Source organism: Geomonas diazotrophica, from assembly GCF_019063885.1.
In the GTDB taxonomy this organism is placed as follows: domain Bacteria; phylum Desulfobacterota; class Desulfuromonadia; order Geobacterales; family Geobacteraceae; genus Geomonas; species Geomonas diazotrophica.
The window spans coordinates 4,539,145-4,563,881 of sequence record NZ_CP077684.1; the positions used below are offsets into that span (position 1 = coordinate 4,539,145).

20 protein-coding genes are annotated in these 24,737 nt (G+C 65.5%); 8 read left to right on the forward strand and 12 right to left on the reverse strand.

Going from position 1 to position 24,737, the window contains the following annotated elements; all coding sequences use genetic code 11:
- Together KP003_RS20115 and KP003_RS20120 are read left to right on the forward strand one after the other, a co-directional pair.
- Window positions 1-2,247: a GspE/PulE family protein gene (locus KP003_RS20115; protein WP_216497115.1), complete on the forward strand. Its 2,247-nt coding sequence runs from the start codon at window positions 1-3 to the stop codon at window positions 2,245-2,247.
- Window positions 2,248-2,295: 48 nt separating this feature from the next.
- Window positions 2,296-5,034 carry a hybrid sensor histidine kinase/response regulator gene (locus KP003_RS20120; RefSeq protein ID WP_216497114.1) on the forward strand — a complete coding sequence of 913 codons (2,739 nt, stop codon included), beginning with the start codon at window positions 2,296-2,298 and terminating at the stop codon, window positions 5,032-5,034.
- A 42-nt stretch (window positions 5,035-5,076) separates the two neighbouring features.
- Here the strand turns inward: KP003_RS20120 and KP003_RS20125 are convergent, their stop codons facing one another.
- From KP003_RS20125 to KP003_RS20170, 10 genes are all read right to left on the reverse strand, one after another.
- The gene (locus tag KP003_RS20125; protein ID WP_216497113.1) at window positions 5,077-5,574 is read right to left on the reverse strand and encodes a c-type cytochrome; all 498 of its coding nucleotides are present in this window, start codon (window positions 5,572-5,574) and stop codon (window positions 5,077-5,079) included.
- The gene (locus tag KP003_RS20130) at window positions 5,571-5,861 is read right to left on the reverse strand and encodes a hypothetical protein (protein WP_216497112.1); all 291 of its coding nucleotides are present in this window, start codon (window positions 5,859-5,861) and stop codon (window positions 5,571-5,573) included. Before KP003_RS20130 ends, KP003_RS20125 begins: the two co-directional genes overlap by 4 nt.
- 8 nt (window positions 5,862-5,869) lie before the next feature.
- Complete coding sequence (locus KP003_RS20135; protein WP_236026676.1) at window positions 5,870-6,151, reverse strand: hypothetical protein; 282 nt, start codon at window positions 6,149-6,151, stop codon at window positions 5,870-5,872.
- Between the two features lie 9 nt (window positions 6,152-6,160).
- The gene (gene ccoS / locus KP003_RS20140) at window positions 6,161-6,466 is read right to left on the reverse strand and encodes a cbb3-type cytochrome oxidase assembly protein CcoS (RefSeq protein ID WP_216497111.1); all 306 of its coding nucleotides are present in this window, start codon (window positions 6,464-6,466) and stop codon (window positions 6,161-6,163) included.
- A 72-nt stretch (window positions 6,467-6,538) separates the two neighbouring features.
- The gene (locus KP003_RS20145; RefSeq protein WP_216497110.1) at window positions 6,539-7,528 is read right to left on the reverse strand and encodes a cbb3-type cytochrome c oxidase subunit II; all 990 of its coding nucleotides are present in this window, start codon (window positions 7,526-7,528) and stop codon (window positions 6,539-6,541) included.
- Window positions 7,525-8,910 (reverse strand): cbb3-type cytochrome c oxidase subunit I, encoded by a 1,386-nt coding sequence (locus tag KP003_RS20150; protein ID WP_216497109.1) that lies wholly within the window; start codon window positions 8,908-8,910, stop codon window positions 7,525-7,527. Before KP003_RS20150 ends, KP003_RS20145 begins: the two co-directional genes overlap by 4 nt.
- A 53-nt stretch (window positions 8,911-8,963) precedes the next feature.
- On the reverse strand, window positions 8,964-9,539 hold the full coding sequence (locus KP003_RS20155; RefSeq protein ID WP_236026675.1) for a cytochrome c3 family protein: 576 nt from the start codon (window positions 9,537-9,539) through the stop codon (window positions 8,964-8,966).
- Window positions 9,539-10,594: a hypothetical protein gene (locus KP003_RS20160; RefSeq protein WP_217300193.1), complete on the reverse strand. Its 1,056-nt coding sequence runs from the start codon at window positions 10,592-10,594 to the stop codon at window positions 9,539-9,541. The genes KP003_RS20155 and KP003_RS20160 overlap by 1 nt, the downstream gene beginning before the upstream one ends.
- Window positions 10,581-12,452, reverse strand: a complete 1,872-nt coding sequence (locus KP003_RS20165) for a quinol:electron acceptor oxidoreductase subunit ActD (protein ID WP_239027577.1) — start codon at window positions 12,450-12,452, stop codon at window positions 10,581-10,583. The genes KP003_RS20160 and KP003_RS20165 overlap by 14 nt, the downstream gene beginning before the upstream one ends.
- Before the next feature lie 65 nt (window positions 12,453-12,517).
- A complete protein-coding gene (locus KP003_RS20170; protein WP_216497107.1) occupies window positions 12,518-15,415 on the reverse strand; it encodes a 4Fe-4S dicluster domain-containing protein in 2,898 nt (965 codons plus the stop codon).
- A gap of 194 nt (window positions 15,416-15,609) precedes the next feature.
- Between KP003_RS20170 and KP003_RS20175 the strand changes: the two genes are divergently transcribed.
- On the forward strand, window positions 15,610-17,400 hold the full coding sequence (locus KP003_RS20175; protein ID WP_216497106.1) for a thiamine pyrophosphate-requiring protein: 1,791 nt from the start codon (window positions 15,610-15,612) through the stop codon (window positions 17,398-17,400).
- A 187-nt stretch (window positions 17,401-17,587) separates the two neighbouring features.
- Window positions 17,588-18,460, forward strand: coding sequence for an ADP-polyphosphate phosphotransferase (locus KP003_RS20180; RefSeq protein ID WP_216497105.1), 873 nt, complete (start codon window positions 17,588-17,590; stop codon window positions 18,458-18,460).
- A 76-nt stretch (window positions 18,461-18,536) separates the two neighbouring features.
- On the opposite strand, the gene KP003_RS20185 is transcribed toward KP003_RS20180, so the two are convergent.
- Entirely contained in the window at window positions 18,537-18,713 is a 177-nt protein-coding gene (locus KP003_RS20185) for a DUF1328 family protein (protein ID WP_216789904.1), read from the reverse strand.
- A gap of 141 nt (window positions 18,714-18,854) precedes the next feature.
- Entirely contained in the window at window positions 18,855-21,515 is a 2,661-nt protein-coding gene (gene ligD, locus KP003_RS20190; protein ID WP_216497103.1) for a DNA ligase D, read from the reverse strand.
- A 149-nt stretch (window positions 21,516-21,664) separates the two neighbouring features.
- On the opposite strand from ligD, the gene KP003_RS20195 reads away from it, so the two are divergent.
- The 4 genes from KP003_RS20195 to treZ all read left to right on the forward strand — a co-directional run bounded on the left by KP003_RS20195 (window position 21,665) and on the right by treZ (window position 24,729).
- Window positions 21,665-21,844 carry an SAP domain-containing protein gene (locus tag KP003_RS20195; protein ID WP_216497102.1) on the forward strand — a complete coding sequence of 60 codons (180 nt, stop codon included), beginning with the start codon at window positions 21,665-21,667 and terminating at the stop codon, window positions 21,842-21,844.
- A gap of 25 nt (window positions 21,845-21,869) precedes the next feature.
- Window positions 21,870-22,034: a hypothetical protein gene (locus KP003_RS20200; RefSeq protein WP_216497101.1), complete on the forward strand. Its 165-nt coding sequence runs from the start codon at window positions 21,870-21,872 to the stop codon at window positions 22,032-22,034.
- Window positions 22,035-22,142: 108 nt separating this feature from the next.
- On the forward strand, window positions 22,143-22,583 hold the full coding sequence (locus KP003_RS20205) for a ferritin-like domain-containing protein (protein ID WP_216497100.1): 441 nt from the start codon (window positions 22,143-22,145) through the stop codon (window positions 22,581-22,583).
- A gap of 301 nt (window positions 22,584-22,884) precedes the next feature.
- The gene (gene treZ / locus KP003_RS20210) at window positions 22,885-24,729 is read left to right on the forward strand and encodes a malto-oligosyltrehalose trehalohydrolase (protein ID WP_236026674.1); all 1,845 of its coding nucleotides are present in this window, start codon (window positions 22,885-22,887) and stop codon (window positions 24,727-24,729) included.
- Window positions 24,730-24,737: the final 8 nt, after the last annotated feature.

Below are 24,737 nucleotides of genomic sequence, written 5' to 3' on the forward strand. Positions count from 1 at the left end.
ATGAACGAACTTACCATCAAGCTGAAGACCGGGGACGAGATCAAGGGGGTTTTGACCCGTTCCTTCAAATATCAGGATACCGACCTCGAGGTGCTGACCGAGGGGAGCAAGGAGACGCTGGTCTTTTCCCTGGATGAGATCTGCTACATCCGCTTCCAGAGCCCGCCGGCCGGAATCGGGCGCGGCGGCAACGAGACCCTTGAGGAGGTGCAGACCATCGCAGGGGAGACCTTCCAGGTGACCGTGCCGGGCAACGGCAAGTTCCTCAAGGGGTTTTTGGGGCTGCTGCCGGGAGATGACAACCAGACCATCTTCTTTACCGACTCCGGGGTGCGTTACCGCCAGGATGCGCGCTACACCGGGCAGATCCTCCACGACCAGGGAGTCCTGTCGAACGAAAAGCTCGAGGCGGCGCTGAAGCTGCAGGAGGAGCAGGCGCAGCGCGGGGACCAGGACGCGGCCATTTTGTTGGCCGACGCAGTGGACGAGGGTGAGATGCACGAGCAGGCACAAAGACACGAGATGCACCACACGCGGGTTGGGGACATCCTGGTCGAGTCGGGGCTGGTGACCCGGGAGCAGGTGGAGGCGGCCTTCAAAAGCCAGAAGGGTAAGAAGCTGCAGGTCGGGGAACTCCTGATCATGAAGGGGCTCATCACCGAGGAACAGCTCCTCTCGGCGCTGGCCACCAAGTTCCGGCTCCGCTTCGTGGACCTGGAGACGGTGGTGCCCACCGACGCCGCGCTGAGCGCCATTTCCGAGGGGCTGGCCACCCGGCTCAGGGTCTTCCCCATCTCCCTGGATGGGAGAAAACTGGTGGTGGCCACCTGCGCCCCCACCGACCTGACCATCGGGGACAACCTGAGATTCTCCACCAACTTCGCCCCCGAGCTCGTGGTCGCCCCGTCGCGCCAGATCCTCGCCGCCATCGACAAGTACTACCGGAACCGGGTCGAGACGGTGGACACCCTGTTGAACGCCATGAAGGGGGAGGCGGAGACGGTGACAATCGAGGAGGAGGCCGACGATACCAGGCTCCTCTTCGAGCCCGACTCCAAGATCATCTCCCTGGTGAACCGGATCCTGATCGACGCCTATCGGCGCGGCGCCTCGGACATCCACTTCGAGCCCGGCGCCGGGAGCGAGCCGCTCAGCATCCGCTACCGGATCGACGGCGAGTGCATCCACGCCCACAAGGTCGCCGCCTCGTACAAGGGGGCCATCACGGTGCGCATCAAGATCATGGCCGACCTGAACATCGCCGAGCGGCGGCGCCCGCAAAGCGGCAAGATCCTGCTCCGCTACCGGCAGCAGATGCTGGAATACCGCGTCGAGATCACCCCGATGGTCGGCGGGCGGGAGGGTGCGGTCCTGAGGCTTTTGGCGGCCTCCAAGCCGCTCCCCCTGAGCGGGCTGGGGCTGTTGCCGCACAACCTGGAGCGCTTCATCGACATCCTGGAGAAGCCGCACGGCATCATCCTCTGCGTCGGCCCCACCGGCTCCGGCAAGACCACGACGCTGCACTCGGCGCTGGGACACATAAACACCCAGGAGCGCAAGATCTGGACCGCGGAGGACCCCGTGGAGATCACCCAGGCGGGGCTGTGCCAGGTGCAGGTGAACGCCAAGATCGGCTTCACCTTCGCCGAGGCCCTGCGCTCCTTCCTGCGCGCCGACCCGGACGTCATCATGATCGGCGAGATGCGCGACGCCGAGACCTCCAAGATCGCCATCGAGGCCTCGCTCACCGGCCACCTGGTCTTCTCCACCCTGCACACCAACTCGGCCCCCGAGGCGGCGGTGCGCCTGATCGAGATGGGGATGGACCCCTTCAACTTCTCCGACGCCCTTCTGGGCATCCTGGCCCAGCGCCTGGCCAAGAGGCTCTGCCCGAAATGCAAGAAGCCGGCGCGCGACCAGCGGCAGCGCTACGACGATGCGTTGGCCTCGCTGAGGCAGATCGCCGGGGACAACATAGAGCTCCTTGCCGACTTCAAGGACGCCAACTTCATGAAGGCCGTTGGATGCGACGAGTGCGGCGGCACCGGCTACAAGGGGCGCCTCGCCCTGCACGAGCTGATGGTGGGGACCGAGACGGTCAAGAGCGCCATCAGGCGCGGCGTGGGGATGGACGAACTGCGCTCCATCGCCATGGACGAGGGGATGTGGACGCTGAAGATGGACGGCCTGATGAAGGTGCTGCAGGGGGAGACCGACCTGGAGCAGATCCTGAAGGTGTGCATGTAACGAAGGCGGTACGGCGCAGGCTTCACGAAGCATGGCGGAGGGTGTGGCATGCCCCTGGGTGACTTGCAATCGCGGTGGAAAGTGGTGCTGGTGGCGCTGTCGGTTCTGGCCGTCATCCCGTTCCTCCTCCTGCAGCTGTTCGGTGCCAGGCTGTACCTGGTGCTGGACGTTTCCGCCTACCTCACCTTCCACAACGTGGTGGAGCTCTTCAGCGTCATGGTTTCCCTCTCCATCTTCGGGGTGGGGTGGTTCTCCTTCAGTCAAAGCCGCGACCGGCACACCCTCTTCCTCGCGGTGGCCTTCCTGGGCATCGGCCTTTTGGACTTCATGCACACCCTGGCCTACCTGGGGATGCCCGACCTGATCACCCCCAACTCCGCCAACAAGTCCACCCAGTTCTGGATCGCCGGGCGCTTCTTTTCTGCCGCCGCCTTCCTGGCCAGCGCCTTCGTCGACGAGAAGTGCCGTTGTCGCTGGCTGGGGAGAGTGCAGCTCATAGCGGGGGTGCTGGCCATCGTCGGGATCTCCTTCGCGGCCATCATCTTCCGGCCGGACCTGGTACCCGACACCTTCGCAGCCGGCTCGGGGCTCACCCCCTTCAAGAAGCTCTCAGAGCTGGTCGTCATCGTGCTCCTTTTCCTGTCCACCCTGGCCTACGTGAAGAGGCTGCGCGGCTCCGGCGACGGCATCTACCTCTACTACCTGTGCGCCTTCATCCTCTGCATCGTGAGCGAAGTTGCCTTCACCGCGTACAAGAGCGCCTTCGACAGCTTCAACGTCCTCGGGCACCTGTACAAGCTGTTCGCCTTCCTGCTGATCTACCGAGGCATCTTCGCGGCCGCCGTCAAGCGCCCCTACCGGGAGTTCCACCTGGCCCTGGGGGAGCTGCGCCACACCAACGACGTCCTGATGCACATCATGGACTCCATCCCCCACTGCATCTTCTGGAAGGACAGAAACAGCGTCTACCTGGGGTGCAACAGGGAGTTCGCGAGGAGTGCGGGGCTTGCCGATCCGGCCCTGATTGTGGGGAAGACCGACTACGAGCTCCCCTGGAGCCGGGAGGAGTCCGAGGGGTACCGGGCCGACGACCGGGAGGTCATGCAGGGGAACCAGGCCAAGATGCACATCATCGAGAACCTCACCCAGGCTGACGGGAGCGTCATCTGGATCGAGACCAGCAAGATGCCGCTCACCGACGAGGACGGCGCGGTACGGGGGGTACTCGGCATCTACGAGGACATCACGGCCCGGAAGAAGGCCGAGGAGCGGCTCTCCGAGACGCTGCAGTTCAACCAGGAGATCATCAACAGCGCCCGCGAGGGGATCATCGTCTACGACCGTGAGCTGCGCTACCTGGTCTGGAACCCGTACATGGAGGAGGTGAGCGGCGTGCCGGCGAGCGAGGTTCTGGGGAAGCGCCCCGCGGAGGTCTTTCCCTGGCTTGCCGAAACCGGCCTGACGCACCGCCTGGAACAGCTTTTGGCGGGGGGCGCCCCCACGGTCGCCGAATTCGCCGCGAGACACGTGAGCGGGAGGACGCTCTGGCTTTCCGACGCCTCCGCCCCCCTGAGAAACAGCTCCGGCGGGGTCATCGGGATCATCGGCACGGTGCGTGACGTGACCGAGCGGCGCGGCATCGAGGAGCAGCTGCGCCAGGCCCAGAAGCTGGAGTCGGTCGGGCGGCTGGCCGGCGGGGTGGCGCACGACTTCAACAACAAGCTGACCGTGATCCTGGGCAACGCCGAGCTCGCCGCGCGGCAGGCCGCAGGCGATGCGCTTTTGGAGCACCTGCGCCAGATCGTCAAGGCCGCGGAGCAGTCGCGGGACATCACCACGCAGCTGCTCGCCTTCTCGCGTCAGCAGGTCGTGGTGCCGAAGTGCGTGCAGGTCAACGCCATGCTGGAAGAGCTGAAGAAGTCGCTGGGGCGCCTGATCGGGGAGCACGTCGCCATCGTGCTGGTGCCGGGGGACCGGTTGTGGAACATCAGCATCGACCCGGTGCAGTTGGACCAGATCGTCATGAACCTGGCGGTCAACGCCCGCGACGCCATGCCCCAGGGGGGAACCATCACCCTGGAGACGTCCAACGTGCAGCTCGAGGAGCCGCCCCCCCTGCACCCGGAGGTGCCGGGCGGCAGCTACGTCAGGATCGTGTGCAGGGACACGGGCGCGGGCATGGACGCGGAGACGCGGGGCCACGTCTTCGAGCCGTTCTACACGACCAAGGGACAGGGGAAGGGGACCGGGCTGGGGCTTGCCACCGTGTACGGCATCGTGAGGCAAAACGGCGGCTTCATCGACCTGGAAACCGAGCCTGGGCGCGGCAGCGCCTTCAGCATCCACCTCCCGAGGTGCGTAAGCGACGAGACGGGGCAGAAACCGGCGCCGGCTGCAGTGCTGAGCCGGGGAACCGGCACGGTGCTGCTGGTAGAGGATGAGGATATGGTGCGCGAGCTTACCGCCGGCATGCTGGAAGCCTTGGGCTATAGCTGCCTCGCCATAGCCGATCCGCGGGAGGCCCTGGAGGTTGCGGCGAACGCAGAGGTGCCCATGGACCTGGTGCTCACCGACGTGCTGATGCCGGGGCTTGGGGGACAGGAGATGATGGCGCGGATCAGGCGCACCCGCCCGGGGATCAAGTGCATCTACATGTCCGGCTACAGCCACGCCATCCTGGACGAGTCGAGCGCCAGCCGGGAGGGTGCGGCGTTCCTGAAAAAGCCCTTCCAGATGGAGGAGCTCGCGCGGCTGCTGCACGAGCTCCTCTCCGGCGGACAGGGATGAGCCGGGAAGCCCGGGGGCATGACGCGGGTGAGGGGGGCGGGGTCAGCGGGAGGGTTGCAGCGAGCGCAGGTAGGTCACCAACGGCCAGCGGTGCGCGGGGGGGACCACCCGTTCCAGCACCGGCTCGTGGCCGATTCCGGTGAGCATGGCGCGCAGCAGTTCGCCGTCGCGGTAGGAGGCCCTGGGGAGACGCAGGTCGGCGGGTCTCGGGACATAGCTGTTGCCGACGGGGCCGTTGCCGGCCCCGCTGCCGCCGTGGCAAAAAGCGCAGTAATAGCCGTAATAGACTTCCCCCTGTACCAGGGCGGCCGGGGTGGCCGGGACCGGGTTGGCGAGCCCCGCTGCTTCGGCCTGTGCGGGAGCGCGCCCCGCTGCGGGGGTGACGCTCACCGAACCCACCGCCGGTGCCGGGAGCACCATCTGGAATTCCCGCACGTGGTGCTGCACCGTCATGCGCGGGCCCCGGTACAGGATGTACCCGAAGAGGACCGCCCCGAACAGCGGGGGCGCCACCACCATGAAGAGCGTCAGCTTCCTCATCTGTCCCCCTCCCGTTTACCGCTTTGCCCCCGGGGCGGCAGCGGCACCGCCTCCGGCAGCGGCCGGATCTGGCGCTGCGCCTTTCGCCGCGGCTGCTCGCTCGAATATATGGACTCCGCCGGCGCGTCCGGGAGCTGTCCGAAATCCCAACGCCGGGGCGCGTCCTGGACCAGCAGGTACACCAGCCAGCCGAACCCCATGATGGAGGCGCTGAAGGCGATCAGGATCACCCACTCCCAGGGGGAGCGCAGTTCCTGGTGCTCGTCGTAGTCTGGGGTTCGTTCCATGGGGCGCCTCACCAGTTAGGGGGGATGGCGTGGTTTTGCGTGACCTCGCAGAGGGTGAAGGCGATGCAGACTCCGATGAGGAGGATGATCACCCAGGGGATGAAGCTAGCCAGCCAGCGGAAGAAGCTGGCCGGTCCCCGCACCTTGATCGTTTCGCTCCGCTTCTCGACGCCGCGCGGCAGCCAGAGCGCCTGGTAGGTGAGCGCCATGATCAGCACCAGGGCCGCTCCCGACAAGAGCGCGATGACCAGCCACTGGTTCTGCAGCACGTACAGGTAGAGCATCAGCATGACGTCCCCCTAGCTCCTTTCTCCACGCGACGTTCCCTTCCGTCCGGACAACCCTCCCTGATCCTGGCAAAAGCCGGGGAGCCCATCCGGCCACTGTAGGGGCGAATAATCATTCGCCCCCCTCCCTTGCCCCGGCTCCTCGGGGGGCTCCTCCGGAATGCCGCTGTCCAGCGCCAGGTAGCGGGCCCGCTCCTGGTCGGCGAACTGCCCCGACCGCACCCCCCACACGAAGAAGACGATCAGCGTCCCGCACATCAGGAGCGGGAGGCACATCCAGATCAACAAAAAAGCGGGTGTTTCCAACGGGCTGTCCATCTCTCTCTCCTGTCACCCCTCCCCCTCCGGGAGAGGGGGAGGGGGGGCGCTGCCGTCTCCGGGGGAAGGGGGCTAGGGCGAGCCGTTCACGGCCGGCGGCCGGTAGCGGTTCTGCCAATCCCCCTCGTAGGAGGCGTCGATGCCGCGGGGCTCGGTGTTGGCGTCGGTGTACCCCACGAAGGAGACCGCCAGGTAGTTGGCCAGGTCCCAGATCTTCTCGCTTTCCAGGTGCTTCTTGAAGTAGGGCATGGCGGTGCCGGTGATGCCGTTCATGATCTGGTAGTAGAAGATCCCGCCGATGTACCGGTTCTCCACCAGGTGACGCCTGAGAATGGTGAAGTTCAGCGGGGGCGGCCCCAGGAAGGGCTGTGCCGGGCCGTTGCCGTCGCCGACCGGGCTGTGGCAGTTGATGCAGAGCTGCTGGTATATCCTCTTGCCGCGCTGCAGCGCCGCCTCGGTGGCCGGGTAGGGGTTGGGCATCCGGCGCCAGACCTCGGGGACCTGGGCGTGCAGCCACTCGATGTTGCGGTCCACCCCCTCCGCGTAGGCGGCGAGCGCCTGCCGCTTCCAGTCGTGCTGGCGTTTTTGCCTCAGGTCGGCGTCCTTACCCCCCAGCGCCTGCACGTAGGCAGCCAGCGCGGCGATCTCATGCCCGGTCAGGAAGTCCCAGGCGGGCATCAGCGAGACGGGCGTGGTGTAGCGCGGGTTGGTGAAGTGGGCGATGTTCCAGTCGTCGCTGTGCTCCCCCCCTTCCTGGGAGAGGTCCGGGCCGGTGCGCTCGCTCCCCAGGATGGCCGGTTCGATCCCTGCGTAGTCGCCGGCCCTCGCGATCCGCTCCGCCCCGACGTCCCAGTCGCTGACCCGGATGAAGAGGGAATGGCAGTAGCTGCAGCCGTTTTTCACGTAGAGCCGGTGCCCCTCCCGCTCCAGCGGCGAGAGCGGTCGCCAGATGTCGGAGGGGTAGTCCTTCATGGTCATCGAGGGGATCCCCACGATGATGAAGGTGGAGGCCCAAAAGACCATGAGCGCTCCGACGATGAGGAAGGCGGGTGTCATCTTCATGCCGCCTCCTCCGCGCGCCTGATCAGTTCCGGCTCGGGCGCCGGGCGCAGGGTCATGTACAGGTTGAAAAGGCCGACCAGCGAGCCGGTCAGGATGAAGATGCCGAGCGCGGCCCGCAGCACCATGAAGGGGGCGATCTGGGGCAGCACCCGCAGCACCGTCTCGCCGTTGTGCCAGGCGGTCCCCTGCACCAGCCCGGCCATGGTCAGCACCAGGAAGAAGCCGGTGAGCCCCAGGGTGATCAGGCCGAACTGCAGGTTGACCAGCTTCCGGGAATAGACCGGGCGCCCGCTCGCCAGGGGGAGCACGTGCCACATGGCGCCCAGCGCGATGTAGCCGCCGAAGCCGAGCATGGCGATGTGGGCGTGACCGACGGTCCAGTTGTTGAAGTGGGTCACCCGCTGCAGGAAGGGGAGCGACTGCAGCGGCCCCTGGATGCAGGTGATGATGTACCAGACGATCCCCCCCATCACCAGCCGCGCCGCCGGGTCGCTCCAGACCCTGCCGCCGAACCCGCGCGCGGTGAGCCAGAGGTTGATCACCACGATGGAGACCGGCAGTATCATGGAGACGGAGTCGACCACGGAAACCGTCTTCAGCCAGTTCGGGATGGGGGACTGCAGCACGTGGTGCCCGCCGATGTGGCTGTAGAGGGCGATCAGGAACCAAAAGCCCAGAAGCGAAAGGGTGTGCGAGTTGAGCGGCGTCCGGGTCACCCGGGGGATCACGTAGTAGGCGGCGCCGGTGGCGAGAGGCGTGATCAGAAGTCCCGGCAGGTTGTGCCCCCAGAACCAGAGGAAGAGCGAGTCGATCAGCCCCGGCATGGCCCCGGTGGCCGGGTGCCACATGACGTTCCCCAGCGGATAGTTGCAGGCGGTCCAGAGGAGCGCGGCCATGAAGTACCAGATGGAGACGTAGAGCTGCGGCTCCCGGCGGTGCACGATGGTGAGCGCCGTGTTGACGATGAGGCAGGCGACGGCCACAACCAGCGAGACGTCGGCGATCCAGACGTACTCGTTGTACTCGCGTCCCTGGGTGAGGCCGAAGGCGAACCCCACGGGGCCGCTCAGGACGGTCAGGTTCCAGAAGAGGAACGCGATCCACGCCAGGGGCTCGGACCAGAGCCTCGTTTTCAGCAGGGCCGGGAGGTAGTAAAGCCCGGAGCCGATCAGCATGGTGCCGGTGAAGCCGTAGAGCATGGTGTTGATGTGGACCGGGCGCTCCCGTCCGAACACCAGCGCCGCCACGTGGGGGAGGAACTCCGGCGCCACCAGGTGGATGGCGGAGAACATGCCGTACACGGCGCCCACCACGAACCAGACCGCGCCCGCGACCATGAAGGCGAGGGCCGCACTCTGGGGCTTGTGGATAAGGTTGACCATCTGTTTTCCCCTAGTCTGGTTTTTCTTCGCGTAACCGCTTTTGTCGTAACCATTCACCTGTGGCAGACGAAGCAGTCGTGGGTGACCCGGTTGTCCCGGTGACACTGGATGCAAAAGCCCATCTCGAACTTGACCGCCCCCGCCACCCGGTCCATCTGCCGGATGTCGCCGTGGCAGTGACCGCAGTCGACACCGCGCCGCAGGTGCATGGAATGGTCGAAATAGACGAATTCGGGCACCCAGTTCACCCGCTGCCAGACCACCGGCTGGTTCCGGGCCGCGAGCTCCCGCAGCCGGGCGATGTAGGGGTAGGTGCGGATGATGCGGGCGTGGCAGAGCAGGCAGGTCTGCAGCGGCGGTATGCCGGCCCGCGACGAGCGCGTGGCGCTGTCGTGGCACATGAAGCAGCCGATCTGCTTGATCCCGGCATGCACCCGGTGGCTGAACGGGATGGGCTGGCGCGGGCCGAGCCCCACCGGGTAGAGCCGGCCCAGGTAGACCATCCCCGCCAGGGCGGCGCACAGGAGCACGCCGGCGGCTGCCGCGTTGGCCCACAAAGGCACCCCCCTCGGTGTCCCTCCTTTTCCCGGTGCCTTCTCCGGGCCGGTATCGGGTCCCGCTGCCGTCATCACGACCTCCCCTCCCCAACCCGGCGCATCCAGGTCATCCCGAGTCCGAGCACCCCGGCGAAACCGGCGGCGAGGGAGAGCTCCGGGAGCCCGAGCCGGGGCGCCTGCTCGAAGGTCGGCGCCACCAGCCACCAGCGTTCCAGCCAGAGCCCGCACAGTACGAGGAAGGAGATCGCCCCCAGTGCCAGGCGGCTGCGCTTGGCGCGGACCGGCAGGAGGAGCACCAGCGGCCCGAAGTACACGAGGGCCAAAAGGAACGCGCTCACCGGCGCCCACTGCGGGCCGTGCAGGCGCGGCACGATGAAGCGGACCTCGCGGGGGAGGTTCTCGTACCAAAACGGCAAGAGGTGCGCGTACATCAGGTAGGTCGTCATCAGGCTGAAGGCGACCATCAGCTTCCCGAGGTCGTGGAGCTGGTCCGGCTCGGCCGCCGGATGGCTCGCGGCGAGGAGCGCCCAGCAGGTGATGGCGATGTAGAGCCCGGACATGAAGAAGTAGCCGCCGGCCAGGTTGCTGTGCCAGTAAGGGTCGAGCGCCATGACCAGGTCGAAGCCGAGCAGGGAGAACACCAGGCAGTAGATCAGCACCAGTACCGCGCCGCTGGGCTTTCCCTCCCCCGAGCGTCGCCGGTTTAGGTGGTACAGTGCCGCGCCCCAGAAGATGAGCAGACCCGCCAGGTCGCGCCCCAGCAGGAAGTCGGGGTGCAGCCAGATCCCCTGGTGGTAGTGGACCCGCTGCCAAGGCGCCCAAAGGTCGTTGCCGACCCACAGGAGCACCAGGGCGGCCAGTGAGGGGAGCGCGAAGGCGATCCCGACCGAGGCGAGACGCTCGACCTTGAGGTGCCACCGGCCGTTGCAGGTCGCCACCAACGGCGGCCAGACCACCATCCCCCCCGCCAGCGAGGTGAAGAACAGGAAGTTGATCAGCAGCGAGCGCCAGGCGCGCGGCTCCTCGGCCCCGTTCAGCAGCACGACCCAGGTCGCGATACCGGCCAGGGCGAGGAGGAGCCAGAACGGCAGCCAGAGCTTGGCGAAGGGGCGCTCACTGGCGGACATGGAATTCCTCCGGTCGGGCGGGGGAGAGCCGCTCCTTCAGCAGTTCGACCTGGTCGGGTCCGCAGCTCACCAGCAGGCCGAACTTGTCGCGCGAGAAGCGCGGGTCGTAGCTTGGAGCCGTCTCCAGCCGGAACAGGCGGGCCAAAAGCGCGAGCCCCAGGAGGTTCGCGAGGCTCCCGAGGAGTATGGTTCCCTCGAAGCCGACCACGCAGAACGGGATCCAGGAGAGGGGAGGCTTCCCCCCCACGGTCAGCCGGTTCACCAGCGCGGTGCCGCCGGCGAGCCAGAAACCGCCGGCCAGACCCGCGACCGCACCGGCCAGGGTGAACAGCCGCACCGGGCTCTTCTTCAGCTTCAGGACCTCGGAAAGCGGTTCGATCTTTACCGGGGAGAACGTTTCCATCACCTGGAAACCGCTCTCGCAGCAGCACCTCGCCCCCCGGACCAGGCTGCCGGCGCTGGAGAACACGGCGAGGACGGTGGGGCGGTGCAGCGGCAGCCTGTGGCTCACCGTCTCTGGGCAGGAGGCGCCGGGGGAGAGTTCATTTTCCGCAACCTGCCCCTTCAGTTCGCTGAGCGGGACGGTGGGGAGCCCCTTCGTGAAGAGGACGAAGAAGAGGAAGAAGAAGCCGAAGGAACCGGCGGTGATCATCAGTTCCACCCAGGTGGGGAGGTAGCGCCCGAAATTGTGGGGGAGAAAGTCGTGCGCCTGGGAGGTGTAGATGATCATCAGCCTCTCGTACCACATGCCGACGTTGACCAGCAGCGAGATGACCAGGAGCGGCAGGTAGTGCGTGCGCAGGCGCCGGAAGACGAAGAGCCAGGGGACCAGCACGTTGCAGACCACGCAGAGCCAGTACATCCAGGCCACCGGTCCGAACAGGCGCCACTTGTGGTTTTGCCACTCCACCAGGTCCCCGCTGTACCAGGCGATGAAGGCCTCGACGGCATAGGCGTAGCCGACGATGGTGGCGGTGAGGACGATGGTCTTCGCCAGCATCTCAAAGTGGTGCATCTCGATCAGGCGCTCGAGGTGCAGGAGCTTCCGCATCGGGATCAGCAGGGTGAGCACCATGGCGAGGCCGGAGTGGATGGCGCCGGCCACGAAGTAGGGGGGGAAGATGGCGCTGTGCCACCCCGGCAAAAGGCTCATGGCGAAGTCCCAGGAGACCACCGAGTGCACCGAGACCACCAGCGGCGTGGCGAGGGCCGCGAAGAAGAGGTAGGAGCGGCCGTAGTGGTGCCACTGGGTGCCCGTGCCGGACCACCCAAGCGACAGGGCGCGGTAGATCCTGCTTTTCAACTGTTCCGGGCCCAGTTCCGCGCGGTAGCGGTCCCGCGCCGCCGCGAGGTCGGGGATCATGCCGATGTACCAGAAGATGAGGCTCACCGTGAAGTAGGTGGATACGGCGAGGACGTCCCAGACCAGGGGGCTCACGAAGTTCGGCCAGATCTGGCGCTGCGACGGGTAGGGGATGATGTAGTAGACGGCCCACAGCCTCCCGAGGTGGATGAGCGGGAAGAGCCCGGCGGTCATGACCGCGAAGATGGTCATCGCCTCGGCCGAGCGCGACACGGCGTCGCGCCACTTGGCCCGCAGGAGGTAAAGGATCGCCGAGATCAGGGTTCCCGAGTGCGCGATGCCGACCCAGAAGACGAAGTTGGTGATGTAGACCGCCCAGCCGACGGGGCGGTTCAGCCCGGTCACCCCCATTCCCGCCTGGACCTGGTACATCAGGCTGAGCGCCGCCAGCCCGACCAGCCCGGCCAGGGAGACTACGGCAAGGTAGAACCCGTAGCCCGGCTTCTGCATGGCGTTCAGGACGTCGTCGTTGATTTGGCCGTAGCTTGGCGGCACAGGCGTTCTCCTCTGTCTGACGTCTGACCGGTCCGATCAGCCGGGTCAGACCGCGTCGGACTGTCTCAGACCACGTCGTTGTCCACCCGCTTCAAAAACGTCACCGCGGGCTTGGTGTTGAGCTCATGCAGCAGGTGGTAGCGGCGCGGGTCGCTCCGGGTGAGCCTGGTCACCAGGGCGCCCGGGTCGAGGAGGTCGCCGAAGGTGAAGACCCCGGCCGGGCAGGTCTGGGCGCAGGCCGGAACCACCTCGCCGTCCCGCAGCTTGCGCCCCTCGCGCGCGGCGCGGTACTGCGCCTGCCGGATGCGCTGCACGCAGAAGGTGCACTTTTCCATCACGCCGCGCTGGCGCACGGTCACCTCGGGGTTCAACTGCAGGTCCAGGGGCGTTCTCCATGCCAGGTTCACCCAGTTGAAGCGGCGCACCTTGTAGGGGCAGTTGTTGGAACAGTAGCGGGTGCCGATGCAGCGGTTGTAGATCTGGGCGTTCAGCCCCTCCTCGTTGTGCATCGAGGCGAAGACCGGGCAGACCGGCTCGCAGGGGGCGGCGTCGCAGTGCTGGCAGTGCAGCGGCAGCCACGCGTAGCGCCAGGTACTCCCGGGGACGCGGTAGGGGGGGACGCGCAGCCAGGCCATCTCCCGGCCGTCCGCCACCAGTTCCGGGCCGATCACCGGGACGTTGTTCTCGGCGTAGCAGGCGACGGCGCAGGCGCCGCAGCCGATGCAGCGCTGCAGGTCCACCGCCATGGCCCAGCGGTGCTTCAAGTGCTCGTGTTTCGGGTAGAGGTCGCGATCCGCGTGGTACCCCTCGGGGAGCGGCAGGTCAAACCGTTCCACCTGCGGTTTCGCGGAGCGCAGCACCGAGAGCGGCACCGACTCGAGCAGGTCGCGCTGCAGCTGGTCGTTGCTCAGCGCGGTCCGGATGGGGCGTGGGGCGTTGCCGGCGACCCGGCTGACCCGGCAGGGGGTGAAGAACCCGGCCCGTTGGACGGCATCGAGCAGGAGGAATGCGTTGGAGCCGACCCCCCTCGCGTTCTGGCCCAGCGCGCTGTGCCCCTGCCCGAGGCCGACCGCCGCGCAGCGCTCGTGGATTTCGGTGGTGAGGCGGACCGGCGCCCGCAGAGACCCGGCAACGCTCGTTAGCTGCACCAGGTCCCCCGCCTCGATGCCGAGGGTCGCCGCCTTCTTCGGGTGGAGGTCGATCCAATTACCCCAGACGATGAAGCTGGTCGGGTCGGGAGCCTCCTGCAGCCAGCCCCGGTTGGCCAGACGTCCGTCGTAGAGCATGATCGAGGCCCAGGGCCACAGTTCCACGTCCTCGGCGCGTGCCGGTCCCGAGGGGCGCTGCGCCTGGGAGGATATCCCGGCCAGATGCGGGGTGTGTGCCGTGCCCGGAGGGAGTGTTTCCTGCCAGGTACCTCCGGTCCTGAGCGCCGCCTGCCAACCACGCTCCGCCTCGTCCCCGCCGCCGCCGAAACCACGCCGTTCCTTGAGCCACTGAAGCAGGTCGGCTGGCGTCGTGCCGCGCGCGCTCCGAAGCGGCCTGCCGGCCTCGCGGGCCAGCGCGATCAAGATATCGCAGGCGCCACGGGTGTCGTAGAGGCGACCCATGGCCGGCTGCATCAGACCGTCCACACCCGGTTCCGGCTGGTATTCGCCCCAGGACTCCAGGTGGCTGTCGGTCGGGAGCACCCAGCGCGCCAGCTCCGCCGTCTCGTCCAACTGCGAACCGAGGTAAACCACCATCCCGGCCCGCGCCATCCGGTCCGCCGCACCGGCCCTGGAGTAGGCGGGGTTCGCGTCGAGCACGAACAGGACGTCTTGCGCCCCCAGGGAGGAAAAGAACAGGTCCAGCTCGGCGTCGCGGGCGCTGCCGCTCAGGGCGTGCGGGCGGGAGAAATCGACCGTGCTGCCTATCGCGCCGACGGCGTAGTTGAGCAGGGCGACGCAGAGGGCGGTCTGGGTGGCGGTCGGGCCGGCGGCAAACGGTGGACCGGCCAGGGCCACAGGGCGGCGTGCCGAGGTGAAGCCGCGGGCCACCGTCAGCAGGAGCTCCTGGTCCAGCGCGGGGAGAGAGGGGGCGTTGAGCAGGGTGTCCAGAGCAGGCCGGAGCACCCCCAGGTCGTTCCTGGCCCACCCCCGGTCCACGATCACCCTGAGCAGGGCCGCCGCGACCACCGGGAGCTGCTCGGGAGAAACCTGTACGAAGTAGTCCCCGTTGCCGGCGGTCATGGAGAGGCGCGGCCCCAGGTACGCCATCCGGGTGGGGGACTCCCCTTCCCGGTAGGCGCGGCCGTCGGAAAACTGCCTCGCCTGGCGGACCGGCGAGCCCCAGGTCTCCAGGAAGTCGGCGGCGAAGCTGAGGATGAAGTCGCTTCCTTCCAGGTCGTAGCGGGGGATCACCGGGAGGCCGAAGAGCTGCTGGTGCGCGGCGCGGAGGGATTCGTAGTTGAAGGGTTCGTAGAAGAGGACCCGGTCCGAGCCGAAGGCGGCGGCAAAGGCATGCAGCACCTCGGCCGGCGCCCCGGTCTGCAGGGCGGACAGCAGCGCCACCCTTCCACCTGCGGCCAGCCGGGACGAAATGGAGTCGAAGGCCTCCTGCCAGCTCCTTTGCCGGTGCTTTCTCCCGCTGCGGTAGAGCACCTTGGTGACCCGGTCCGGGTCGAAGAGTCCCTGCAGCGAGGACTGCCCACGCGGGCAGAGCGCACCCCGGTTCACCGGGTGTTCGGGGTTCCCCTCGGCCTTGGTGGCGCGGCCGTCGCGGTTGGCAACGTGCATGCCGCAGCCGGCGGGGCATTCACGACAGGTCGTCGCGTAATAGGTCCAGTGGCCGGGAGAGATCTCTTCGGGTGGGTTCACCTTCGGGATCAGCTTGTTGACCAGCTTGCGCGGCGAATCGGTCGCCAGCGCGATGCTGCTCCCCCCCGTGATCCACAAGAAGGTGCGTCTGGACATCTCGGACATCGGTTCGCCCCCCGGGTCGGTTCTCATCGCTTCAATGAAGATCAAGATGAAAAAAGATTAACCTTTTTTATCAAGGTGGCTGTTCTTGTCAAGCGCGCGGTGCGAGCCGGGGTGCCCGCTGTTGACAAAGAAGGTCCGCTTCCTAGACTGTTAGGGTGATTAAAATTATCAAATTTAATGAGCAGGGAGGACTCATGACAACTGCCAGCGATTACCTGGTGCAACGGCTTTACGACTGGGGGGTGCGCAAGGTCTACGGCTACCCGGGCGACGGTATCAACGGCGTGATGGGCGCCTTGAACCGGGAAAAGGAGAAGGTTGCCTTCATCCAGACCCGCCACGAGGAGGAGGCGGCCTTCATGGCCTGCGCGCACGCCAAGTTCACCGGTGAGGTCGGGGTCTGCATCGCGACATCCGGTCCGGGTGCGATCCACCTGTTGAACGGGCTCTACGACGCGAAGCTCGACCATCAGCCCGTGGTGGCCATCGTGGGACAGCAGTCCACGCAGGCGCTCGGCGCGGACTACCAGCAGGAGGTGGATCTCCTCTCGCTGTTCAAGGACGTGGCCCACCATTACGTGCACATGGCCAGCAGCGCCGGGCAGGTGAGGCAATTGGTGGACCGCGCCATCCGCATCGCCCTGGCCGAGCGGACCGTCACCTGCGTGATCTTCCCCACCGACATGCAGGAGATGGACGCGGTCCCGTCGCCGGTGCGCAAGCACGGCGCGACCTTCACCGGGCTCGGTTTCACCCGGCCGGAGATCGTTCCGGCTCGTGACGACCTCAAACGCGCCGCAGACGTCTTGAACGCCGGGAAAAAGGTGGCCTTCCTGGTGGGGGCCGGCGCGCTGGGCGCGGGCGAGGAGGTGGCCATAGCGGCGGAGAAGCTGGGGGCGGGGGTGGCCAAGGCGCTTCTGGGCAAGGCGGTGCTGCCGGACACCCTCCCCTACGTCACCGGTTCCATAGGCCTTTTGGGGACCAAGCCGAGCTGGGAAATGATGAAGGAGTGCGACACGCTGCTCATGATAGGCAGCGGATTCCCCTATGCGGAGTTCCTGCCCAAGGAGGGGCAGGCGCGCGGGGTGCAGATCGACATCAGCGCCAGGATGCTCGGGCTGCGTTATCCCATGGAGGTGAACCTGCAGGGGGACGCGAGGCTCACCCTGCGTGCGCTGATCCCGCTTCTGGAGCAGAAGCAGGACCGCGGCTGGCGCGATGACATCGAGAAGGGGGTCAACGAGTGGTGGGAGGTCCTTGAGGCCCGCGCCAAGCTTGCAGCGAACCCGATCAACCCGCAGCGCCTGTTCTGGGAACTCTCGGCGCAGCTTCCCGACAACTGCATCCTGACCTGCGACTCGGGTTCGGCCGCCAACTGGTACGCGCGGGATCTCAAGATCCGGGCGGGGATGATGGCGTCCCTCTCGGGGGGGCTCGCCACCATGTGCCCGGGGGTCCCCTACGCCGTCTCCGCCAAGATGAACTACCCGGACCGGCCGGTGATCGCCATGGTGGGGGACGGCGCCATGCAGATGCAGGGGATCAACGGCCTCGTGAACATCGCCAAGTACTGGAAGGAGTGGAGCAATCCGCAGCTGGTGGTCCTGGTGCTCAACAACGGGGACCTGAACCAGGTGACCTGGGAGCAGCGCGTCATGAACGGCGACGCCAAGTTCAGCGCCTCCCAGGACATACCGGAATTCCCCTACGCGGGGTACGCCGAGATGCTCGGCCTGGACGGTATCAGGCTGGACGATCCCGAGCAGATCCGCTCGGCCTGGAGGACGGCTTTGAGCGCCAACCGGCCGGTGGTGATCGATGCGCGCTGCGACCCGGACGTACCGCCGCTGCCGCCGCACATCACCTTCGACCAGGCGAAGGGGTTCCTCTCATCGATCTTCAAGGGGGATCCGAACCTCGGGGGTATCGTGACACAGTCGGCCAAACAGATGATGTCGACGCTTTTGATCAGGAGCGAAAAGTAGCAAATGGGAGGATGACGGGACCTCCTCGCGGCAGGGGCGAATGATCATTCGCCCCTGCCTTTTCTCCTTTCTCGCGTTGCCAATGGTGCTCTGTCCGGTAACTTCATGAATATCATAGCCAGGCATTCTCATTGAAAAGTGCACGATCTGCGTTAGCCTCAACAGTGTGGTCACCAAGGAGGCGCGCATGAAGATCCCTACCGAACAGTTCCGGGTGAAGCCGAAGGACGAGGTGGAGCTGAAGAAACGCCCCACCTCGGTCCCCCCTTTTTACGACTCCAAGGAACAGTACCAGGAGCTCCTGACCGAACAGATCGAACGGCTGAGCGCCCTGCAGGCGCTGCTCTACGCCAACAACAGCTGGTCGATCCTGCTCATTTTCCAGGCCATGGACGCCGCCGGCAAGGACAGCATGATCAAGCACGTCCTCTCCGGGGTCAACCCGCAGGGATGCGAGGTGTACTCCTTCAAGCACCCAAGCACCGAGGAGCTCGACCATGACTTTCTCTGGCGCAGCATCAGGCGCCTTCCGGAACGCGGCCGCATCGGCATCTTCAACCGCTCCTACTACGAGGAGGCGCTGATTGTCCGGGTGCACCCGGAGATCCTGGCGGCGGAGAACCTCCCCGACGAACTGTCCAGCCGCAAGAGCATCTGGCGGGACCGCTTCCGCTCCATGAACGACCTGGAAGCGCACCTGACCCGAAACGGCACCCGCATCATCAAGTTCTTCCTGCACATCTCCAAGGAGGAACAGCGCAAGCGCTTCCTGGAGCGGATCGACAACCCGGAGAAAAACTGGAAGTTCAACCAGGACGACATCGAGGAGCGCAAGCTCTGGAAGCGGTACATGAGGGCCTACGAGGGATGCCTGCGCGCCACCAGCAGCAAGGAGGCCCCGTGGTATGTGGTCCCGGCGGACGACAAGAAGAACGCGAGGCTGATCGTGGCCCAGGTGGTGGTGAACCTGTTGGAAGAGCTGAAGATGGACTATCCGGAAACATCGGGAGAAAAACAGCGGGAGTTGCTCGCCATCCGCGAGCAGCTGATGAAATCATGAACCCGCGGACGGCTTTACATTGAGAACAACAAAAGGCGGCTTACGCCGCCTCGATTGAAGGTCTTGCCAAGGTTTGTCATCGTGTAATGCTCCGTCCTGCCAGAAGGCCTGCCACCAGCATCACCACTGCGACCACCAGGAACAGGTAGAAGAGCAGTTTTGCGATACCGGCTGCCGCTGTTGCAATGCCACCGAAACCGAACACGGCGGCAATTACGGCGATAATGAAGAATATGATGGCCAACCGTAACATGATCGTTCACCTCCCCGCCACTCATTAATTCCCATAAACAAAGTGTATCATGGGAAGGGTGCAATTTTACATCTTGTATTTTTTCAATTCCCAAGGGCGTTCTTGCTCCGCTTCTCATTGCCCGCCGTCCGTTGCCTTGGCCTACCGGCGCTCCAGGTTCTCGATGCATTGCTCCAGGTCGATCCCCGGCCCCAACACCCCTGCGAACAGGTCGCCCATGTGTTCCAGTCGCCGTGGCATGGTGGCGATGGTGAACTGGCCGGGGTCGAGACCGGGTTTCACCTCCTCCCACCTGAGCGGGGCCGAAACGGTTGCCCCCGGCCTTGGGCGGATGCTGTACGGCGCCGCCAGGGTCTGTCCCGGCTTGTTCTGCAGGAAGTCGAGGTAGACCTTTTTCTGGCGCAGCTTCGGGCTGCGCAGGATGCTGGTGAAGTCGGGGACCTTGTAGTGCACCAGGGTGGCGATGACCCTGGCGAACTCGCCCGCGGCGTCGTAGTCGTACTTGGCCCCCAGCGGCACGTAGATGTGGATGCCGGTAGCGCCGGAGGTCTTGGGAAAACCGATGGCGCCGGCCAGGTCCAGGACCTCCCGGACCGCCAACGCCGTCTCGATCACCTTTGCGAAAGGGATGTCCTCGGGGTCGAGGTCGATCACGAAGTAGTCCGGGTAGTCGAGGTGCTGCAGGCGTGACAGCCAGGGGTTGATCTCGATGCAGCCGAGGTTCGCCATGTAGACGAGGGTGGCCTCGTCCTGGCAGACGAAGAACTTGATGTTCTTGTCGACGTGCTTTGAGTAGATCTCCCGGGTGGTGATCCACGAAGGGGGGAGCTCGCCCGCCTCCTTCTGGAAAAAGCCCGGCATAGTGATGCCGTTGGGCGTGCGGTAGAGCGATTCCGGACGGTCGACCAGGTGGGGGAGCATGGCGTGGGCCATGGCCCGGTAGTAGCTGATGACGTCCCCCTTGGTGTACCCCTGGTCCGGCCAGAACACCTTGTCCAGGTTGGAAAGCTCGAGGCGGTGGCCGCCGAGTATCAGCAACTCTTCCGCCCCTTTCTTTCCGCTCACCCCTTTCTTCCGGTCGGCCTGGCGCGGGAGGGAAGGGGGTTCCGAAGCGGCGGCGGGCTGCGGCGTCACCGGGGGCGAAACGACCATCTCGCGCACCACGCTCTTCGGGTCCTTGTCCTCCCTGAGCCCCAGGTAGATGGGGTGGCGCATCACGTTCTCGGCGGTCCATTCGGAAAACTCCACCTCGCAGACCAGCTCCGGCCTTACCCAGGTGATGGGCATGTCCGACGCAACCGGCTGCTGGAAAGGGGACTTTTCCTGCGCCAGCGGTTGCAGCAGGTGGTACATCTCCATGAGCCCCGCCTCGTCAAATCCCCCTCCGGCAAAGCCGATGCAGACCAGCCGGTCTTCCTCGAAGACCCCGAGCACCAGCGCGCCGAATCCTTTACGGCTGCGGCGCGGCTGGGTAAAGCCGCAGATGACCGCCTCCTGCTGCAGTCGCACCTTGATTTTCAGCCAATCCTTGCTCCTTCTTCCCGCCTGGTAGGTGCTGGTCGCGCGCTTGGCAAGGAGCCCCTCCAAGTTGTTCTGGCGCACCAGTTCGAAGAACTGCCTGCCGTACTCCATGACGTGGTCGCTGTAGCGGATGTCGGGCAGGTCGGGAAGGTCGGGAAGGAGGGCGCGCAGCCTCTCCTTGCGGGCCAAAAGGGGCTGGTTGCGCAGGTCAACGCCGTTTAGGTAGAGGAGGTCGAAGACGAAGTAGGCGATGTTGCCGCGCCCGGTTCGCCGGTAATTTTGCAGCAGTTGGAAGGAGGAGCGGCCGCTGTCGTCCAGCGCCACCACCTCGCCGTCCAGGACAGCCTCGACACCGAGGGAGGCGAGCGCCGTAACCACGGTGGAAAATTTTTTGTTGAAGGAGAGGTTGTTGCGCGAGTAGAGAGCGACTTCGCTGCCGGAGACCTCGGCAAGGGCGCGGTAGCCGTCGAGCTTGATCTCGAAGAGCCAGTCGGGGTCGTTGAAGGACTCGGCGGCGGAGGTGGCCAGCATGGGGGGCAACTGGTGCGGCATGGGGGCGCCGCCTCTCACGGTGGACGAAGCGGACCCGGCGGACCCGGGAGACCCGGGAGACCCGGGGGAACTGGGGGAGGGGGGGTGGGGGGAAGCCGGTGAGTCGGTGCCTGCCGGCTCATCCTGCACCTGCGCGGCGGGGCGTCGTGGCATCCTGCCGGCGCGCACGTCCTCGATGGTGGCGTTGCTGACCACGGAACGTTCCTGGAGCGTCACGTCCTCGGTCCCGGCAAATTGATCCTTTTTCTTGATCAGGAGCCAGGAGTTCCCCTTGTCCCCCTTGATCCGCACCAGGGCGAATTCTCCGTTCAGCTTCTCCCCGTGCAGGACGAACTTCAGGTCCCCCTTCTGCAACCCCTCGCGCAAAAGCTGGAGACTTAGTTCCGGCTCCTTCGTCGCCGCGGCATGGAAGGTGCCGGCGTCCCAGATGATCACCTCGCCGGCGCCGTAGTTCCCTTTCGGAATGACTCCTTCGAAATCGCCGTACTCGTAAGGGTGGTCCTCCACCATCATGGCCAGCCGCTTCACGGAGGGATCGAGCGAGGGGCCCTTGGGAATCGCCCAGCTCTTCAGCACCCCGTTGATCTCCAGGCGAAAGTCGTAATGCAGGTGGGAGGCGGCGTGCTTGTGGACCACGAAGCGCAGCGTCCCGACGGACCTTTCCACCTTCCCGGCGGGCTCAGGCGTCCTGTTCAGGTCCCTCTTGCGCCGATACTCTTCCAGTCCCATGAGAACACCTCCTTCGGCTGCACATGAGTCTATCACAGCAGCACGACGCAGGGAGATTGACAAAAGAGGACCGGCGGCTAGATTATTAGACGTTGCCAATTCTGGAACAAGATCAAGGCCCACTGCGGCCACTAGAAAGGAGAAGAAGCATGAAGGTCCAGGACATCAAGGAGATCGCACAAAAGATGGCCATCCATTGCGGGAAGCTGAAAAAGGGCGAGCTGATCCGCCTGATCCAAGTTACGGAAGGGAACAACGCGTGTTTCGACTCGGGGCAGTCTTCCCAGTGCGGGCAGCAGGGGTGCCTCTGGGCGGAGGACTGTAACTGACGACCGGCCGAAAGGGGAGGCGCCGATGGATTTCGACTACACAAAATACCAGTACATTCCGGAGTGCAAGGACGGCTGCGGCGCCATAACCGACTGGTTGAGCAGCAGGGAGATGGCGCGCGAGGCGGGGGAAAACCACCACAAGTCCACGGGCCAATGGATCCTGCTGGAGAAGATGAGGGAGGAATAATTCGTCATGTGATGAGAACTCATGCGGACTGCAGGAGGGAAGCGCAGTTTACCCGCGGCCATACGGGCCGCGTGCAAACAAATACCAAAATCTGATCCGGAGGAAAGCATGAACAGAGACGACATTCTCGACCACTTGGAAAAACTGATCCAGCTTGACGTGGACGCGACCCACGCCTATGACCAGGCTATCAAGAACGTGAAAGAGGTGGTCATCAAGGACAAGCTCATCCAGTTCCAGGCGGACCACCGCAAGCACATCGACCTCCTCTCCGCGAAGGTGCTGGAACTCGGGGGGACCCCACCGGAACTGACCTCGGACTTCAAGGGTTTCCTCATCTCCGGCTTCACCGCCCTGCGCAGCCTGACCGGCACCAAGGGGGCGCTAGAGGCGATGGAGAGCAACGAACGCCTGACCACCAGCCGCTACGAGGAAGCCTCCAAGCTTGACTTCCCGGTGGACATCTCGGCCATCGTGCGCGCCAACTACGCCGACGAACAGCGCCACCTCTCCTTTATCCGCGAAGCACTGCCGACGCTGCGCAAGTAATCCCGAAGGCTGACAAAGGCATCACTGCGGTTTAAGCCCGCGCGGTTTCGCCGATGATAAGGGAGCCCGGGTCCGGCCGGATTCGGGCTCCCTTTGTTAAGCGGGGCGGGCATGCTCTTTGCGTGGATGTTTAATGAATTAAGCGTGTTTAGCGGCCTTAACCTCCGAGAACGCGCGTCCCTGGGTGTGTTGACACGGGGGGGCTCTCATGTATCGTTGAGGAGGTTTGCGCGGTGGGTATGCGCCCCTGGCGGGGAGGTGACGGGGCGGGAGGTGGCGTATGGTTGCGAGCGGATGGCGGATGGAATTAGGTGCCACGGTGTTGAGGGAAGGTGGCGTTCAGTTCCGGGTCTGGGCCCCGAAGTCCACGGCGGTAAACGTCCTGATCCTCTCGGGCAAGGCGGCGGGGACGGTGCCGATGCAGCCTGAGGGGAAGGGGTACCACTCGGTGACCGTACCCGGCGTGATCGACGGGGACCGCTACCTTTTCCAGCTGGAATCCGGCAAGACCTACCCCGATCCGGTCTCGCGTTACCAGCCTGACGGGGTGCACGAGTCTTCCCAGGTGGTGGACCCGGGGCTTTTCCACTGGACGGAGGAGGGGTGGCAGGGCATTTCCCTGGTGGATTACCGGATCTACGAGATCCACGTCGGCACCTTCACGAGGGAAGGGACCTTCGAGGCGGCCATCGAGCACCTCGAGTACCTCGTGGAACTGGGAGTCACCGCCGTCGAGCTGATGCCGGTCTCCCAGTGCCCGGGTACGCGCAACTGGGGCTACGACGGCGCGTACCATTTCGCCCCGCAGCACAGCTACGGCGGCCCCGACGGGCTGAGGCGCCTGGTGCAGGCCTGCCACCGGAAGGGACTCGCCATCCTCCTGGACGTCGTCTACAACCACTTCGGTCCGGAGGGATGCTACCTCGACGAATTCGGTCACTACTTCACCGACAAGTACCGCACCCCCTGGGGGCGGGCCGTGAACCTGGACGGCGCCGAAAGCGACCCCGTGCTCGAGTACTTCCTCGTCAACGCCGGGTACTGGATCAACGAGTTCCACTTCGACGGGCTGCGCCTGGACGCCGTCGACTGGATCTTCGACCAGACGCCGAAGCCGCTTTTAAGGCGCCTGGCCGACGAGGTGCACGCGCACCGGGAGCGCCTCGGGCGCAAGATCCACCTCTTCGCGGAGAACGACACCAACGACGTCCGCCTGATCAACTCCCCGGACAAGTGCGGTTTCGGCTTGGACGCCCAGTGGTGCGACAACTTCCACCACGCCCTGCGTGCGCTGCTGACCGGGGAGACCACCGGCTATTACGAGGATTTCGGGCAGTTCGCGCAGCTGCAAAAGGCCTTCAGCGAGGCCTTCGTCTACACCGGCGAGTACTCCCGCTACCGCAGGCGGCGCCACGGCGGGCCGACCGAGCGGCACCCGGGGTTCCAGTTCGTCGTCTTCTCCCAGAACCACGACCAGGTCGGAAACCGCAAGTGCGGCGACAGGCTGAGCGCGACCCTCCCCTTGAACCAGCTCCTTCTCGCCGCCTCGGCGGTGATCCTTTCCCCCTACCTCCCCCTTCTCTTCATGGGGGAGGAGTACGGCGAACGCGCACCCTTCCACTACTTCATCGACCATGGAGACCTGGAGCTGGCCGAGCAGGTGTTCAAAGGGAAGCTGGAGGAGCACCCGTCGGGGGTGTGCGAGGGGGAGATTCCGGACCCCTCGGCGGAGGATACCTTCCTGGAGTCGAAGACCAGCGTGGGGACGGTGAAGGAAGGGGAGCAGGCGGTGATCCTCGCCTTCTACAGGAAACTCTTCTCCCTGCGCAGTTCGCTTCCGGCGCTGCAGGTCTTCCAGCGCGACGGCATGGAGGTCTCGGGCCTGCCGGAACAGAAGGTGCTTTTTTTCAGGAGGTGGATGGAAACCAACGCCGTCGTCTGCCTGTTCAGCTTCAGCAACATCCAGCAGGATGTCCCGCTTCCCCTCCCCGGGGGGATCTGGGAACGGGTGCTCGACTCCTCGGCCCTTGAGTGGCGCGGGCCGGGAGAGGAGACGCCGGAGCGGATCGAGGCGGGGGAAGGAGGTTCCCGCGGTATGGTCAGGATCAACCCCTTCAGCGTGGTCGTGTACAGCGCGAAGCTTTGAGGAGGAAG